This window comes from Sphingomonas sp., from assembly GCF_017744835.1.
Lineage (GTDB): Bacteria > Pseudomonadota > Alphaproteobacteria > Sphingomonadales > Sphingomonadaceae > Sphingomonas.
Genome location: NZ_JAGIAM010000004.1, coordinates 418,428 through 434,670, shown reverse-complemented (window position 1 = coordinate 434,670; position 16,243 = coordinate 418,428). Strand labels below are relative to the sequence as shown.

General features: G+C 67.1%; 12 protein-coding genes and 1 tRNA gene. 7 read left to right on the top strand and 6 right to left on the bottom strand.

The window, feature by feature from the left end; all coding sequences use genetic code 11:
- Window positions 1-79: 79 nt before the first annotated feature.
- On the bottom strand, window positions 80-418 hold the full coding sequence (locus J7500_RS14870) for a P-II family nitrogen regulator (RefSeq protein ID WP_294062624.1): 339 nt from the start codon (window positions 416-418) through the stop codon (window positions 80-82).
- A 413-nt stretch (window positions 419-831) separates the two neighbouring features.
- On the opposite strand from J7500_RS14870, the gene J7500_RS14865 reads away from it, so the two are divergent.
- The gene (locus J7500_RS14865) at window positions 832-1,776 is read left to right on the top strand and encodes a hypothetical protein (protein ID WP_294062623.1); all 945 of its coding nucleotides are present in this window, start codon (window positions 832-834) and stop codon (window positions 1,774-1,776) included.
- Between the two features lie 113 nt (window positions 1,777-1,889).
- Here J7500_RS14865 and map read toward each other — a convergent pair whose 3' ends face one another.
- On the bottom strand, window positions 1,890-2,714 hold the full coding sequence (gene map / locus J7500_RS14860) for a type I methionyl aminopeptidase (protein WP_294062622.1): 825 nt from the start codon (window positions 2,712-2,714) through the stop codon (window positions 1,890-1,892).
- A 61-nt stretch (window positions 2,715-2,775) separates the two neighbouring features.
- Here map and J7500_RS14855 point away from each other — a divergent pair, with 61 nt between their 5' ends.
- Both J7500_RS14855 and J7500_RS14850 read left to right on the top strand, forming a co-directional pair.
- The gene (locus J7500_RS14855; RefSeq protein ID WP_294062621.1) at window positions 2,776-3,267 is read left to right on the top strand and encodes a GFA family protein; all 492 of its coding nucleotides are present in this window, start codon (window positions 2,776-2,778) and stop codon (window positions 3,265-3,267) included.
- Window positions 3,267-4,040, top strand: a complete 774-nt coding sequence (locus J7500_RS14850; RefSeq protein ID WP_294062620.1) for a molybdopterin-binding protein — start codon at window positions 3,267-3,269, stop codon at window positions 4,038-4,040. The genes J7500_RS14855 and J7500_RS14850 overlap by 1 nt, the downstream gene beginning before the upstream one ends.
- Here the strand turns inward: J7500_RS14850 and J7500_RS14845 are convergent.
- The 4 genes from J7500_RS14845 to J7500_RS14830 form a co-directional block, all read right to left on the bottom strand.
- A complete protein-coding gene (locus tag J7500_RS14845; protein ID WP_294062619.1) occupies window positions 4,021-5,400 on the bottom strand; it encodes a M20/M25/M40 family metallo-hydrolase in 1,380 nt (459 codons plus the stop codon). The two genes, J7500_RS14850 and J7500_RS14845, sit on opposite strands and share 20 nt — an antisense overlap.
- Before the next feature lie 28 nt (window positions 5,401-5,428).
- Window positions 5,429-5,502: transfer RNA gene (locus J7500_RS14840), tRNA-Gly, on the bottom strand.
- A 34-nt stretch (window positions 5,503-5,536) separates the two neighbouring features.
- Window positions 5,537-7,030, bottom strand: coding sequence for an MFS transporter (locus tag J7500_RS14835; RefSeq protein WP_294062618.1), 1,494 nt, complete (start codon window positions 7,028-7,030; stop codon window positions 5,537-5,539).
- Window positions 7,031-7,060: 30 nt separating this feature from the next.
- A complete protein-coding gene (locus J7500_RS14830; protein WP_294062617.1) occupies window positions 7,061-8,083 on the bottom strand; it encodes a LacI family DNA-binding transcriptional regulator in 1,023 nt (340 codons plus the stop codon).
- Between the two features lie 277 nt (window positions 8,084-8,360).
- On the opposite strand from J7500_RS14830, the gene J7500_RS14825 reads away from it, so the two are divergent.
- The 4 genes from J7500_RS14825 (at window position 8,361) to J7500_RS14810 (ending at window position 16,178) form a co-directional block, all read left to right on the top strand.
- A complete protein-coding gene (locus J7500_RS14825; protein ID WP_294062616.1) occupies window positions 8,361-11,177 on the top strand; it encodes a TonB-dependent receptor in 2,817 nt (938 codons plus the stop codon).
- An 80-nt stretch (window positions 11,178-11,257) separates the two neighbouring features.
- Complete coding sequence (locus J7500_RS14820; protein WP_294062614.1) at window positions 11,258-12,787, top strand: tryptophan halogenase family protein; 1,530 nt, start codon at window positions 11,258-11,260, stop codon at window positions 12,785-12,787.
- Window positions 12,784-14,568: an alpha-amylase family glycosyl hydrolase gene (locus tag J7500_RS14815; protein WP_294062613.1), complete on the top strand. Its 1,785-nt coding sequence runs from the start codon at window positions 12,784-12,786 to the stop codon at window positions 14,566-14,568. The genes J7500_RS14820 and J7500_RS14815 overlap by 4 nt, the downstream gene beginning before the upstream one ends.
- The gene (locus J7500_RS14810; RefSeq protein ID WP_294062611.1) at window positions 14,565-16,178 is read left to right on the top strand and encodes an alpha-amylase family glycosyl hydrolase; all 1,614 of its coding nucleotides are present in this window, start codon (window positions 14,565-14,567) and stop codon (window positions 16,176-16,178) included. Before J7500_RS14815 ends, J7500_RS14810 begins: the two co-directional genes overlap by 4 nt.
- The last annotated feature ends 65 nt before the right edge of the window (window positions 16,179-16,243 follow it).

The window sequence follows — 16,243 nt, the reverse complement described above, 5'->3', positions numbered from 1 at the left end:
CGCTCTCTTTCGTGCGCCCGACGAATCGGGCAATAAAATTACGCGCTCGCGGGCGCAATTGGCACAGCGCTGCGCCGCGTCAAATAGCGTTTTCGTTACGCTCGCCGGTGCGGATGCGGAGTGCCGTCTCGACGGGGATGACGAAGATCTTGCCGTCGCCGATGCGGCCGGTCTGGGCGGCGGTGGCGATCGCCTCCACCACGCGATCGGCCAGCGCATCCTCGACGACGACTTCGAGCTTCACCTTGGGCAGGAAGTCGACGACATATTCGGCGCCGCGATAGAGTTCGGTATGGCCCTTCTGCCGCCCGAAGCCCTTGGCCTCGGTGACGGTGATTCCGGAGACGCCCACCTCGTGCAGCGCTTCTTTCACTTCATCGAGCTTGAACGGCTTGATGATCGCTTCGATCTTCTTCACGTCGACCCCCACACAGGACAGGACTGAGGCACTCCCCGCCATCGCGCGTCTGGCAACAAGCGTGCCAAGAGCGATTCCACAGGGAAGCCCTGCGGTCGCACGCCGCGACGGCGCATACAAGTGCCTAGCAATTGGGCAGCGGGCAGCGTCCTGCTGCTTTCGGCGGCACGTGCCGCATGCCCGAGGAGCCGTGCGGCCGCGGCGGCGTGAGCGCGATTCTTTCCGAAAATTCCGACGGATCGCAGTAAAACGCGACTCGTCTGCGACTTCCGTCAAGTTGCCGGAAGCGGCGATTAACTGTCGGGCATAGGTCCCAAGCAAAAGCTGTATTGGATTTCAGTCGACAGGTGTATTAAGCCACTGTCACGCGACGCCGGGGGCTTCGCATTCACAATGCGATGGGAAGAAGATCGATGAGGATCCGCACGACGTTTGCGGCGCTTGCCGCCGCTGCCGTGCTGCTGCTGGGAGCGAACCCGGCGGAAGCGCAGTTCGGGGGACTGGGGAAGCTGGTCAAGAAGGCGGGCGTATCGTTGCCGAGCCTTGAGAAGGCGCCGATCACCACCAGCCTGCCCGACGCCAAATGGTCGGTGCCCGACAAGGACGGCTTCACGCCGCGCGAGCCCGAGCGCAGTCTGATGACGCTGCAGCGCACGCCCAACGGCGGCTTCGTGCTCCAGCCCGGCTATTATCGCTTCCACGACCAGAGCTATTGCCTGAAGGCCGGCACGCACGGGCCGGGCGGCGGCGACGGCTATATCTATGCGCCGCCCAAAGGGCCGGCCGAAGACGCGGTCATGACGATCGTGCGCAACTCGGTGAACCATCCCGAGATCGATCAGCACGACATCCAGACTTTGCTCTGGGCGATCATCGCGCGCGCCAAGTTCGAGGACCTCTCGACCGAGCACAAGGCAGTCGCGGCGCGGCTGCTGACGCCGCGCCAGCTCGCCAGCCTCAACCGCAGCGCGCTGGGCATGCTGACCGAAGGGCCGCTAGCCGACAATCTGCCGAGCGGCGTGCGCCAGGTGCTCCAGGCCGAGGCCGACCTGCGGCGGATGCTCACTTCGCCGGGCACGAGCTTCGCCGAGCTCGAGCGCGTCGCGGTGCTCGCGGGTGCCGCGGGGATCGGACCGGGCAGCCAGGACATTCCCTCGGGCCGCTGGAGCATGCATCCGGACGGCTATTACGTCCGCTATCTGCCGCAGAGCTACACCAACACGGTGGTCGAGATCTGGGTGCCGCAGGGCAGCCCCGCGGTGGGCAAGGAATATGACCCCGCGACCCACATCGCGGTGCCGGGGAATACCGCGCGCCAGCGACTGATCCAGTCGGGGCGGCCGTACCAGTCGCATTGAGGCCGAAGCGCTGAAACGAAGAGGGGAGCGGCACGGCGGCTGCTCCCCATTGGCGTCCGGCGGTTGCCCATCTCTGTACCCCGGCCTTTACCGGGGTGCAGCAAGCGACGGCCTCAATAGGGCGGGCGGTCCAGCCCCTTGGGGCTCTTGGTGAAGATCTCGCAGCCCGTTTCGGTGATGCCGATCGAATGCTCGAACTGCGCCGAGAGCGAGCGGTCGCGCGTCACCGCGGTCCAGCCGTCATCGAGCAGCTTCACGTCGGGGCGTCCGATGTTGATCATCGGCTCGACGGTGAAGAACATGCCCGGACGCAGCTCGGGGCCGGTGCCGGGGCGGCCGACATGGACGACCTCGGGCGCATCGTGGAAGACCTGGCCCAGGCCGTGGCCGCAGAAATCGCGGACCACGCCGTAGCGGTGCTTCTCGGCATGACGCTGGATCGCGTGGCTGATGTCGCCCAGGTGGTTGCCCGGCTTGGCCTGCTCGAGGCCGAGCATCAGGCATTCATAGGTCACGTCCACCAACCGGCGCGCCTTGATGCTCACGTCGCCGACCAGATACATGCGGCTGGTGTCGCCGTGCCAGCCGCCGAGCATCGGCGTCACGTCGATGTTGACGATGTCGCCGTCCTTGAGCGTCTTCTCGCTCGGGATGCCGTGGCAGACGACATGGTTGATCGAGATGCAGCAGCTGTGCGTGTAGCCGCGATAGCCGAGCGTTGCGGGCACGCCGCCCGCCGCCACCGTCATGGTGCGGACGATGTCGTCGAGCTCGGCGGTGCTGACGCCAGGCACCACATGCGGCACCAGCGCGTCGAGGATCTCTGCGGCCAGCCGGCCGGCCTTGCGCATCCCCTCGAACCCCTCGGGCCCGTGGAGCTTGATCGCGCCCGTGCGGGCCTGCGGCATGTCTTCGGTGACGCTCACATATTCGGTCATGGATTGCGATATAGGGCCTCGCGGCTCTACTGACGAGGGGTGGCGAAGAGGGAGTTGCGGGATGGCGGACGGGCTGGAAGGCGGATGCGCGTGCGGGGCGGTGCGGTATCGCGTCGACAGGGAACCGATCTTCGTCAACAACTGCCATTGCACGCTCTGCCAGCGGCAAACCGGCTCGACCTCGGTGGTGAACATGTTCTTCGAGACCGAGGCGGTGACGCAGCTTTCGGGCGAGACGACTCGGCACATGGTCAAGGCCGGGAGCGGGGGCGACCATGCGATCGTGCGCTGCTCGGCATGCGGCACCGCGATGTGGAGCGTCTATCCGCGGCTGGGCGAGCTGGCGGTCGGAATCCGTGCGGGTACGCTCGACGATCCAGGCGCAGTGACCCCCGACGCGGCCATCTTCACGGCTGATCGCATGCCCTGGGTGACGCTGCCCGAGGACATTCCCCATTTCGAGAAGACCTATGTTCCCGCCGAGCTGCTGCCGCCCGAGCGGTTCGCGCGATTGCAGGCACTGATCGCGCTGCGCGCGGCGCAGGCGGCGTGATGAGCGAACGCGTCTGGACCGCGGGACTGGTGGTGATCGGCGACGAGATCCTCTCCGGCCGCACGCAGGACAGGAATGTCGCCCAGCTCGCGGCGTGGCTCAACGTCCAGGGCATCCGCTTGGCCGAGGTGCGGATCGTGCCCGACGTGGAGGAGCGGATCGTCGAGGCAGTCAATGCGCTGCGGGCGCGGTGCGACTATTGCTTCACCACCGGGGGGATCGGGCCGACCCACGACGACATCACCGTCGACGCGATCGCCGCGGCGCTGGGCGTGCCGGTAGTGATCCACCCCCAGGCGCGCGCGACGCTGGAGCGTTATTACGAGAGCCGCGGCGGGTTGACCGAGGCGCGGCTGCGCATGGCGCGCGTGCCCGAAGGCGCTGAGCTGATCCCCAACCGCATGTCGGGCGCGCCGGGCATCCGTATCGGCAGCCTCTTCATCCTCGCCGGTGTGCCGCACATCGCCGCAGGCATGCTCGACGCGCTCACCGGGACGCTCGAGGGCGGGCTGCCGGTGCTTTCGCGCACGATCGGCGCCTGGGCGGCCGAGAGCGAAGTAGCCGACATGCTGCGCGAGGCCGAGCAGGCGCATGCCGGCGTGGCGATCGGCAGCTATCCCTTTTTCCGCGAGGGGCGCACCGGCGCGAACTTCGTGGTGCGCGCGACCGACGCGGCGCTGCTCGACCGCTGCGCGGTGGCGCTGGTGGACGGCTTGCGCGGGCTGGGGATCGAGGCGGTCGAGGGCGGGATCCCTACTTCGCCAGGTCCTTGATCACTGCCTTGTAGAAGGTCACCGCCGGGCCGATCTCGCCCACCGGAATGCGCTCGTTGAGGCCGTGGGCGAAGCTGTCCGACGGCTTCATGAACAGCGGGCTGACGCCGTAGCTCGGCACCCCGCGGCCGCGGAACCACATCGAGTCGGTCGCGCCGGCGGACATCACCGGCACCACCGGCACGTCCGCGAAGCGCGCATGCACCCTCTTTGCAATGACCTTCATCAAGGCGGGGTTGAGCGGCGAGGCGTCGCTCGGCACCGATCCGCTCTCGACCTTGGTGATCTTCACCGCCGAATCGCCCACCACTTCCGCCAGCTTCGCCCGCACCGCCTCGATCGGGGTGCCGGGGAAGATGCGGCAGTTGATGTTGGCGGTGGCGCGCTGGGGGAGTGCGTTGGTCGCATGGCCTGCGCTCGCCATGGTCGCGACGCAGGTCGTGCCGGTCTGGCCGACGTAATTGGGATCGGCGCGCAGCAGCGCGCGCGCCTCGGCGTCCTCGGGATTGGCCGCGAAGCGGCGCATCGCGTCGGCAACCTTGGGATCGGAGGCCTTCTCGGCCGCCGCGGCCCAGCTCGCGCGGGTGATGTCGTTGACCTGGCCGGGGAATTCATAGGCGGCGATCTTCTGCAGCGCGTTCGCCAGCTGGTAGATCGCATTGGTCTTGCGTGGCGCGCTTGAATGGCCGCCCGGATTGGTGACGCTCAGCTCGAAATCGGCATAGGTCTTCTCTGCGCCCTGGACGCCGAACAGCACCGGCCGGCCGGTCTCGTCCATGTCGCCGCCGCCGCCGTCGATGTTGAGCAGCAGCTCGGCGTCGTGGAAGCGCTCGGCGAGCGCCGCGGTGGTCTTCATCGCTGTCTCCTCGTCGCCCGAGAAGAGCATCACCACGTCGCGGCTCGGCTTGAAGCCCTCGCGCTTGAGCTGGATCATCGAGGCGACGAAGGTCGAGACGTCGAACTTGTTGTCGCTGGCGCCGCGGCCGAAGAGATAGCCGTTCTCGATGACGGGCGTGAACGGATCGCGCTCCCAGCCGGCGGGCTTGGCCTCGACCACGTCCATATGGCCGGAGATCAGGATCGGCTTGGCGCCCGCCTTGCCGGTGCCGCGGTAGCGCGCGACCAGATAGGCGGTGTCGCCGATCCGCTCGATCTGCACGTCCTCAGCCGCGAATCCGCCGGCGACGAGCGTCGACTTCAGAAATTCGGCATATTCGGGCGTCTGATTGCCGGGGCCCGCGACGGTGCGGAAGGCGACGCCGCGCTTGAGCAGCTCGAGCGCCTGCGTCTCGGCATTGGTCTGGGCATTCGCACTGCCGGCGGCGAGCGCCACTGCGAGGAGAGCCGCGAGCTGGCGCATCATTTCGCTCCGTCGATCAGGGGAGATTTGGAGCGGGTGAAGGGAATCGAACCCTCGTCGTAAGCTTGGGAAGCTTCTGCTCTACCATTGAGCTACACCCGCGCGGCGCTCGAAGTCCTAGGTTTTGGCCCTTCTGTCAAGCACTGGCCGCGCGCTCGACCCGCAGCATCGCGAGCGCCGCGATCAGCAGCGTGGCCGCCGCGAACGCCATCGTCCAGATCGGCTCGCCTGGGAAGAAGCGCTTCATGATCGATCCCATCACGGTCGCGACGAGCAGCTGGGGCACCACGACGAAGACGTTGAACAGCCCCATGTAGATGCCGAGCTTCCGCTGGGGGAGCGAGGAGGCGAGGATCGCATAGGGCATGGCGAGGATCGACGCCCAGGCGATGCCGATGCCGATCTCGCTCGCGAGCAGCCAGCGCGGATCGCGGATCAGGAAGAAGCTGGCATAGCCCGCCGCGCCGCAGAGCAGGCCGACCATGTGCGTGCGCGCCTGGCCGATGCGCGCGGCGAGGAAGGGGAGGAGCGTGAGCGCCGCGACCGCCGCCACGCCGTTGTAGGTCGCGAAGAGCACGTCGACCCAGTTGGCGCCCTGCTGGAAGAGCGGGCTGGTCGCGTCGGGCGCGCCGAAGAAATGCTGCGCAACAATCGGGGTGGTGTTGATCCACATGATGAAGAGCGCCGACCAGCTGAAGAACTGCACGACCGCGAGGCGCTTCATCAGCAGCGGCATGCCCGAGAAGTCGCCGACGATGCTGCTCAGCATGTTGGTGCTCGAGCCGGCGCGGGCGAGCGCGATGCCCACGGCGCTGGCCAGGCCATAGCCGGCGAGCAGCCCGCCGAGCAGATAGACTTCTTTTTCCAGCCCCAGCGGCGCGACCGCGAGCATCACGAGCGCGCCGGCGGCGAGCCAGGCGATGCTCGAGCCGTAGCCACGGCCAGCGAGCGACGGGGCGCCGGCGGCTTCCTCGGCGCGCACGCCGTCGAACACAGCCATCTCCTCGGGGCTGTATTCGCGCGTGGTGAGGACGGTCCACAGCACCGCGAGGAACAGCGCCGCGCCGCCGAACCAGAAGGCTACGCGCACGGTATCGGGCACGGCACCCCCCACGGCTTCGTTGGAGACGCCGAGATGCTCGAGCACCCAGGGGAAAATCGATCCGACCACCGCGCCCGCGCCGATGAAGGCGGTCTGTACCGCATAGCCTGCAGCGTGCTGATCCTTGCGCAGCATGTCGCCGACAAAGGCGCGGAAGGGCTCCATCGAGACGTTGAGCGAGGCGTCGAGCATCCACAGCAGCAGCGCGGCGAAGAGCAGCGCAGGCGCGAGCGGCATGACGACGAGCGCGAGCGCGGCGAGGATCGCGCCGGCGACGAAATAGGGCCCGCGCCGGCCGATGCGGCCGAGCCAGGTGCGGTCGCTCATATGGCCGATCACCGGCTGGACGAGCAGCCCGGTGAGCGGGGCGGCGACCCACAGCCAGGAAAGATCGTCGATCTTGGCGCCGAAGGTCTGGAAGATGCGGCTCATGTTCGCGTTCTGCAGCGCGAAGCCGATCTGGATGCCGAAGAATCCGAACGAGATGTTCCAAAGTCCCGCGAAGGACTGGCGCGGCTTTTCGGTCATTCGGGTTCCTTCAGGAGCGGCAATCGGGTGTCACGATCCGCACGAGCGGCGGACGACGAGCTTGGTGGGGAGGAGCGTGCTGCCGACCGGCTGCTCGCGGATGCGGCCGACGAGAGTCTCGACGAGCCGCCGCCCGGCGAGGCGCGGGTCCTGCATCACGGTGGTGAGCGGCGGGTTGGCGATGCTGGCGGCGGGGATGTCGTCGAAGCCAACCACGGCCACATCCTCCGGGATGCGCTTGCCGGCGGCCTCGAGCGCGCGCATCGCGCCGATCGCGATCAGGTCGCTTGCCGCGACGATGGCGTCGAAGTGCTCGCCGCTCGCGAGCAGCGCCTCGGCGGCGTCGGCGCCTGAATCCTCGGTGGTGATCGCGTCGAACTGCAGGCCCGAGCGCGCGGCAATGCCGGCATCCTTGAGCGCCGCGACATGGCCGCGGTAGCGGTCCTGGAATTCGGGGTAGTGGCTGGACGCGGTGCCCAGGAACGCGATGTTGCGCCGGCCGAGGCGCAGCAAATGGCGCGTCGCTTCCTTCGCCCCGCCATGATTGTCGCAGCCGACGGTGAGCCCGGCGGCCTCCGCCTGGACCGATCCCCAGCGCACGAAATGGGTGCCCGCGTCCTTCAGTGCCTGGAGCCGCGAGCGGTAGAGCTCGTAATCGCCATAGCCGAGCAGGATGATGCCGTCGGCGCGGTGCGCGTCCTCATATTGGCTCTGCCAGTCGCTGGAGAGCTGCTGGAAGCTGATCAGCACGTCATGGCCCAGCTCGGCGCTGGTACGGATGATCGAGCCCAGCATTGAGAGAAAGAAGGGATTGATCAGCGAATCGTCCGAGGTCGGATCCTCGAAGAAGAGCAGGGCGAGCGTCTGCGAATGGCGCGTGCGCAGGTTCGAGGCGGCCTTGTCGACCTGGTAGTTGAGCTGCTTGGCGATCGATTCGATGCGCATGCGGGTGGCGGGCTTGACCCCGTTCATGCCGCGCAGCGCGCGCGAGACGGTGGGCTGCGAAACCCCCGCCAGATGCGCGATGTCGAACGATGTCGGCCTGCGCTGCATGCGCGCGAATCCTCTCGAAAAACGCCGCTGTTCGCGCGGCTTTGCATAATATGCAAGACAGCGCAGATTGCCGGACCGGTCAACGGCGCGCGTGGTGCAAAAGGGCCACTCCGGCCGCATAACAGGATTGAATACGTATGTGAGCCGCTGGTTAGCGGCGGGGCTTTCGCACGATTTAGGCCGCGAAGCGCATGGGGCTCCACTGCGCAGCATTCGATCGCGCCGCGAGGAGAACCGCCGGGAGAGCGGGAAGGCGTGAAGCTAGGGAGAAGGAATTTTGATCAGCATTTCGCGTCGCCGCACCGCCACTCGCCTGACGATGGGCGTTGGCGGTCAGGCTCTTGCGGCAGCCCTTGCGCTCGCCGCCTTCGCCGCACCCGCCGCGGCTCAGGACGCCGCCCAGGCGCAGAACGACGCCGCCCAGGCACAGAACGACGCCGCTCAGGCGCAGAACGATGCGGCCCAGGCGCAGAATGACGCCGCCCAGGCGCAGAACGAAGCGATCGTCGTCACCGGCATCCGCGCGTCGATCGCCAATTCGGTCGCCTTCAAGCGCGAGAACACGTCGATCGTCGAAGTCGTCTCGGCCGAGGACATCGGCAAGCTGCCCGACCAGTCCATCGCGGAATCGCTGTCGCGCCTGCCGGGTCTCGCGACCCAGCGCCTCGACGGCCGCGCGAGCGTCGTCTCCGTCCGCGGCCTTGCGCCCGACTATACCACGACGCTGCTCAACGGCCGCGAGCAGGTGAGCGCCAGCAACAACCGCGGCGTCGAGCTCGACCAGTATCCGTCCGAGCTGTTGAGCGGCGCGGTGGTCTACAAGACCCCCGACGCGAGCCTGATCGGTCAGGCGCTGGGCGGCACGATCGACCTGAAGACGGTGCGTCCGCTCGCCTATGGCCACACCGCGGTCGCGATCGGCATTCGCGGCGAGATCAACGACCTCGGCAAGCTCAACCCGGACATCTCGAACAAGGGCTATCGCTTCAACGCCTCGTACATCGGCCAGAACAACGCCGGCACGCTCGGTTGGGCGATCGGCTATGCGCGCATGGTTTCGCCGACCGCCGAGGAGCGTTGGCAGTCCTGGGGCTACCCCAATTACAGCGACGGCAATCTCGTGATCGGCGGCGCCAAGCCGTACGTGAAGTCGAACAAGCTGACGCGCGACGGCGTGATGGGCGTGCTCGAGTTCAAGCCCGACGACAAGCTGCACGTCACGCTCGACGGATATTGGTCGCGCTTCAGCGACGAGCAGCGGCTGCGCGGTATGGAACTGCCCTTCGCCTGGGGCGGCCAGGGCGAGACGCTGCTGCCCGGCTATACGGTCGAGGACGGGCTGATCACCCAAGGCACCTGGACCAACGTCAAGGCAGTGCTGCGCAACGACATCGTCCACCGCAAGGTCAACATCTTCGCCGGCGGTCTGAACGTTGCCTATGACGCGAACGACGATCTGAAGCTCGAGGCCGACGCCAGCTATTCGCGGCTGCGGCGGACCGAGGAGAACATCGAGATCTACGCCGGCAGCGGCCGCGGCGCCGCCAACGGCGTGCGCGACACGATGGGCTTCCAGCTCGATTCGGACGGCGTCGCAACCTTCTCGCCGACGCTCGACTATTCGGACACGAGCATCTTCCAGCTCACCGATCCGCGCGGCTGGTGCGGCCGGCCCGGCTTCCCGGGCAATTGCCAGGACGGCTTCATCAACGCGCCGCGGGTTCGCGACGAGCTCGCCTCGCTGCGTCTCCAGGCGACGCAGAAGATCGGCGACAACCACAGCCTGCGCGTCGGCGCGAACTATAGCCAGCGCAAGAAGTCGCTGGTCGACGAAGGCTATGTGCTGACGCACAACAACTATCCGGCCAACACGCCGATCCCCGACGAATATCTGTACGAGCCGGTGTCGCTGGACTTCATCGGCATTCCGGCGATGGTCGCGTTCGACAGCTCGCGCTACTTCGCGGACGGCAACTACACCGAGACGCCAGAATCGCTGTGGACCTCAGGCCGCCTAACCAACAGCTTCGAGATCACCGAGAAGGTGTTGACCGGCTTCGCGCAGTTCAACTTCGACGCGCAGGCCGTGCGCGGCAACGTTGGCGTCCAGATCGTCCACACCGACCAGCAGGGCGACGGCTATGCGGCCTCGAACCTGGGCGGCACGGTCACGGCCAATCCGATCCGCGACGGCGTCAAGTACACCGATATCCTGCCGAGCATGAACCTGAACTTCGAGTTCGCGCCCAACAGCTTCGTCCGCTTCGGCGCGGCCCGCGTGCTGGCGCGTGCCCGCATGGACCAGATGAATCCGGGTGTCGGTTTCAACTTTGACATCAACAAGGCGGGCAACGTCGGCGACATCAACGCCTCGCCATGGTCGGCGACCGTCGGCAACGCCAAGCTGCGCCCGCTGATCGCCGACGCCGCGGACATCGCGGTCGAGACCTATTTCGGCCACGGCGGCTACGTCTCGCTGAGCGGTTTCTACAAGTATCTGGAATCGTTCATCTATCGCCAGAACGACCTGTTCGACTTCACCGGCTACCCGTACAATGGGACGCAGGCGCCGCTGATGTGGGAAGGCATCGTCTCGCAGTGGCGCAACGCCGGCGGCGGGCGCGTCTATGGCGCGGAAGCGGCGGCGTCGCTGCCCTTCGGCGTGCTGACCAACGCGCTCGACGGCTTCGGGGTGCTCGCCAGCGGCACCTACACGCAGAGCAATGTCCGGCTCGGCGGCGCGCCGACCACGCTGCCGGGGCTTTCGGAATGGGTGGCCAATTCGACCGTCTATTACGAGAAGCACGGCTTCCAGGCGCGGGTGAGCGGGCGCTACCGCTCGTCGTTCCTCGCCGAGGTCTCCGGCCTCAGTCTGGTGCGTGACCTCGTTCAGGCCAAGGGCGAGTTCCTGGTCGATGCGCAGATCGGCTACGAGTTCCACGGCGGGCCGCTCAAGGGCCTGTCGATCCTCGTGTCGGGCAGCAACCTGACCAACGAGCCCTTCGTCACCTATCAGAACGGCGACGAGCGGCAGATCCGCGACCATCAGAACTATGGTCGGAACTTCATGGCTGGTCTCAGCTACAAGTTCTGATCGTGTAACGATGTGGCGGGGCCCGGAGCGCCGGACCCCGCCACAGCGAAGATCGTCCCTTCTGGCAGATGGACAGCGTCGTGGCCGACAATCGCATCAGGAACGTCGTGATCGTCGGCGGCGGCACGGCCGGATGGATGGCGGCGACGGCGCTTTCGCGCGCCTTCGACCACCAGCTCGACATCCGCCTGGTAGAGAGCGACGAGATCGGCATCGTCGGCGTGGGCGAGGCGACCATCCCCTCGATCCGGCTGTTCAACGCGCTCGCCGGCATCGACGAGGACGCATTCGTCCGCGCGACGCAAGGGACGTTCAAGCTCGGGATCGAGTTCCAGGGCTGGGGCGCGCCGGGCGAGCGCTACATGCATGCATTCGGCCAGGTCGGGCAGGGCCTGGGGATGCTCGAATTCTTCCAATATTGGCTGCGCGCGCGCAGCGAGGGCCTGGCCGGCCCGCTGTGGGACTATTCGTTCAACGCCACCGCGGCGTGGGACGGCCGATTCGCGCGACTGCCGCGCATCCCCGACACCAAGCTGGAGGGACTGACCCATGCCTTCCACTTCGACGCCAGCCTCTACGCGAGCCACCTGCGCGGCATCGCCGAGGGCAACGGAGTCACGCGGATCGAGGGCAAGATCGTCTCGGTCGAGCGGCGGCCGGAGGACGGCTTCGTCCAGTCGGTGACGCTCGACGACGGCCGTGCGGTCGACGGCGAGCTGTTCATCGACTGCTCGGGCTTCCGCGGGCTGCTGATCGAGCAGACGCTCGGCGCGGGGTTCGAGGACTGGAGCGAGTGGTTGCCGTGCGACCGCGCGGTGACGGTGGCCAGCGAGAACGCGGGGCCGCCGCGCCCCTATACCCAGTCGATCGCCCATGACGCTGGGTGGCAGTGGCGCATCCCACTGCAGCATCGCACCGGCAACGGTCATGTCTTCTGCAGCGATTACATCAGCGAGGGCGAGGCGACGTCGGTGCTGCTTGCGAATCTGGAAGGCGCGCCGCTCGCCGAGCCGCGGGTGCTGCGCTTTACCGCGGGCATGCGCCGGAAGTTCTGGGACCGGAACGTGGTCGCGCTGGGGCTCGCCTCGGGCTTCCTCGAGCCGCTCGAATCGACGAGCATTCATCTGATCCAGAGCGGCATTGCCAAGCTGATCGCGCTCTTCCCGCACGCCGGCTTCGCGCCCGCGACCACCGCCGAATACAACCGCCAGGCGGGCTTCGAGTACGAGCGGATCCGCGATTTCATCATCCTCCATTATTTCGCCAACCAGCGGGTCGGGCAGCCCTTCTGGGATCGCTGCCGGGCAATGGCGATCCCCGACACGCTGCGCGAACGGCTGGAGCTGTTCCGCGCCACGGGTCGTGTCTTCCGCGAGCATGAGGAGCTGTTCATCGAGATCGGCTGGTACCAGGTGCTCACCGGGCAAAATATCGTGCCCGAGGCGTGGCACCCGCTCGCCGATGCGCTGACCAGCGACGAGCTCGTGGGCTTCCTCGCGGACCTCAAGACCATCGTGAGTACGACGGCAGCCAAGCTGCCGACACACGAGCAATTCATATCCGCCCGGTGCGCGGCGGCTCCCATCGAGACCCAAAGGAAAACCGCATGATCGGCAGGCTGTTGCTACCCCTGATCGTCGCAGCCTCGGCCGCCGCTCCCGCTGCGGCGCAGGACTATCGCCAGCGCCTGCCCGAGGACGAGGTCCTCTATTTCCTGCTGCCCGATCGGTTCGAGAACGGCGACACTGCCAACGACCGCGGGGGACTGAAGGGCGACCGGATCGCGACCGGCTTCGATCCCGCGTCCAAGGGCTTCTATCATGGCGGCGACCTGAAGGGGCTGACCAAGCGGCTCGACTATGTCCAGGCGCTCGGCGCGACTGCGATCTGGGTCGGGCCGATCTTCAAGAACAAGGCGGTGCAGGGGCCCAAGGGGCAGGAATCGGCCGGCTATCACGGTTATTGGGTAACCGACTTCCTGACGGTCGACCCGCATCTGGGCACCAACGCCGACTTCAAGGCACTGGTCGATGCCGCGCACGCTCGCGGGATCAAGGTCTATATGGACATCATCGTCAACCACACGGCGGACGTGATCCAGTATCGCGAATGCGGCATCCAGGCGTGCGACTATCGCAGCCGCGCGGACTATCCGTACCAGCGCGCCGGCAAGAACCCGGGCTTCCTCGGCGATCATGTCCACACCGCGGAGAATTTCGCCAAGCTGACCGATCCGGGCTTCGCCTATACGCCTTACGTTCCGGAGGCGGAGAAGGGGATCAAGAGCCCCGCCTGGCTCAACGACCCGATCTATTACCATAATCGCGGCAACTCGACCTTCGAGGACGAGAGCGCGACGATGGGCGACTTTGTCGGGCTCGACGATGTGATGACCGAGAGTCCGCGCGTCGTCGCCGGCATGATCGAGATTTTCGGCGGCTGGATCGACCGGTTCAAGATCGACGGCTTCCGCATCGATACCGCGCGGCACGTCAATCCCGAGTTCTGGCAGGCCTTCGTCCCCGCGATGCTCGATCGGGCCAAGGCGAACGGCATCCCGAACTTCCACATCTTCGGCGAAGTCGCGCTCAACAATGCCGAGGACCTGGCGGTCCACACCCGCGTCGACAAGCTGCCGGCGGTGCTCGACTTCGCCTTCACCGATGCCGTCAACCAGGTCGCGGGCGGCAAGGCGGGGACGCGGATGCTCGCGCACGTCTTCCAGGTCGACCCGCTCTACGAGGGCGGCGAGGCGACGGCGCACCGGCTGCCGACCTTCATCGGCAACCACGACCAAGGCCGCACCGGCATGTTCCTGCGCCGCTATGCGCCCAATGCGAGCATGGACGAGCTGCTCAAGCGCTCCGAGCTGGCGCATGCTATGCTGCTGCTGCTGCGCGGCGTGCCGACCATCTATTCGGGCGACGAGCAGGGCTTCATCGGCGACGGCGGCGATCAGGACGCGCGCGAGGACATGTTCCCGAGCAAGGTCGCGGTCTACAACGACAACAAGCTGATGGGGACGAGCAAGACCACGGCGGATTCGAACTTCGATCCCGATCATCCGCTGTTCCGCGAGATTGCCGAGCTCAGCCGCCTGCGCCGCGCCCATCCGGCGCTCACTCGCGGGCGCCAGGTGACGCGCGCGGCGGGCGACAAGCCGGGGCTGTTCGCGGTCTCGCGCTTCGATCCCACGACCGGCGCCGAATATCTGATCGCCTTCAACAGCGCGACCGAGCCCTGGAGCGGCAACGTCCAGGTGGAGACCGCCTCCACTGCCTTCACGTCGCTCGTCGGGCAATGCCCCGCCGCTTCTGCCGCGCCCGGCAGCATCCAGCTTTCGCTTCCCGCCTTCGGCTATGCCGTCTGCGCTGTCGGAGTGTCCAAATGAATCAAGTCGTTGCTTGCAGTCCGCGTACCCAGGCTCGCGCATGGTGGCGCGGCGCCGTGATCTACCAGATCTATCCGCGCAGCTTCGCGGATTCGAACGGCGACGGCATCGGCGACCTCGCCGGCATCACCCGGCACCTCGACCATGTCGCGTCGCTGGGCGTCGACGCGGTGTGGCTGTCGCCCTTCTTCACCTCGCCGATGCGCGACTTCGGCTATGACGTGGCCGATTTCTGCGACGTCGATCCGATCTTCGGCACGCTGGCCGACTTCGACGCGCTGATCGCGCGCGCGCATGCGCTCGGCCTCAAGATCATCATCGACCAGGTCTATTCGCACAGCTCGGACCAGCATGCCTGGTTCCAGGAGAGCCGTTCGAGCCGCACCAATCCCAAGGCCGACTGGTATGTCTGGGCCGATGCCAAGCCCGACGGCAGCCCGCCCAACAACTGGCAATCGGTGTTCGGCGGCCCGGCCTGGACCTGGGACGCGCGGCGCGGGCAGTATTATCTCCACAACTTCCTGCGCGAGCAGCCCGACCTCAATTTCCACAACCCCGAGGTTCAGGAGGCCGCGCTCGCCGCGGCGCGCTTCTGGCTCGACCGCGGCGTCGACGGCTTCCGGCTCGATGCGATCAACTTCACGATGCACGACCCCGAGCTGCGCGATAACCCGCCGGCGCCCGAGAACGGCGCCCCGCGCACCCGGCCGTTCGACTTCCAGCAGCACGTCTTCAACCAGAGCCACACCGACATTCCGCGCTTCCTCGAGAAGCTGCGCGCGCTGGCCGATGGCTATGGCGAGCGCTTCCTGGTGGCCGAGGTCGGCGGGCCTACGCCCGAGCCCGAGATGCACGCCTTCACCGAAGGCGAGACGCGGCTCAACAGCGCCTATGGCTTCAACTTCCTCTATGCCGACCGGCTGACGCCGGCACTGGTGCGCGACGCGGTGGCGGGCTGGCCGTGCGCCGAGGGCGTGGGCTGGCCGAGTTGGGCGTTCGAGAACCATGACGCGCCGCGCGCCCTCTCGCGCTGGGTGGCGCCCGAGGATCGGGCCGCGTTCGCGCGGATGAAGATGCTGCTGCTGCTGTCGCTGCGCGGCAACGCCTTCCTCTATTATGGCGAGGAGCTGGGGCTCACCCAGGTCGAGATCGGCTTCGAGCATCTCCAGGACCCCGAGGCGATCGCCAACTGGCCGATGACGCTGAGCCGCGACGGCGCGCGCACCCCGATGCCGTGGCGTTCGGACGCGGCGCAGCTCGGCTTCACCACCGGCCGGCCGTGGCTGCCGCTGGGCCCGGATCACGGCGCGCTGGCGGTTGACCGTCAGGCGGGGGACGCCGAGTCCCTGCTCAACGTCACGCGTCGGCTGATCGCCTTCCGCCATGCGCACCCGGCGCTGATGGAAGGCGATATCGCGATCCTCCACGCCGACGAGCAGCTCCTCGTCTTCCGCCGCGAGTGCGGCGGCCAGGCGCTGCTCTGCGCGTTCAACCTGGGCGTGACGCCGGTCGCGCTGCCGATCGCGCTGCAGAAGGGGAATGTGCTGGAAGCGGTCAACGGCGCGACGGTGGAGCAGCTGCCGGGCTATGGGGCGCTGGTGTTGGGTTAGGACCCAAACCTTCTCCGGAGGGAGAAGGATCGGCGCCGCTCTTAGCCCCTCCCCTTTAGGGGAGG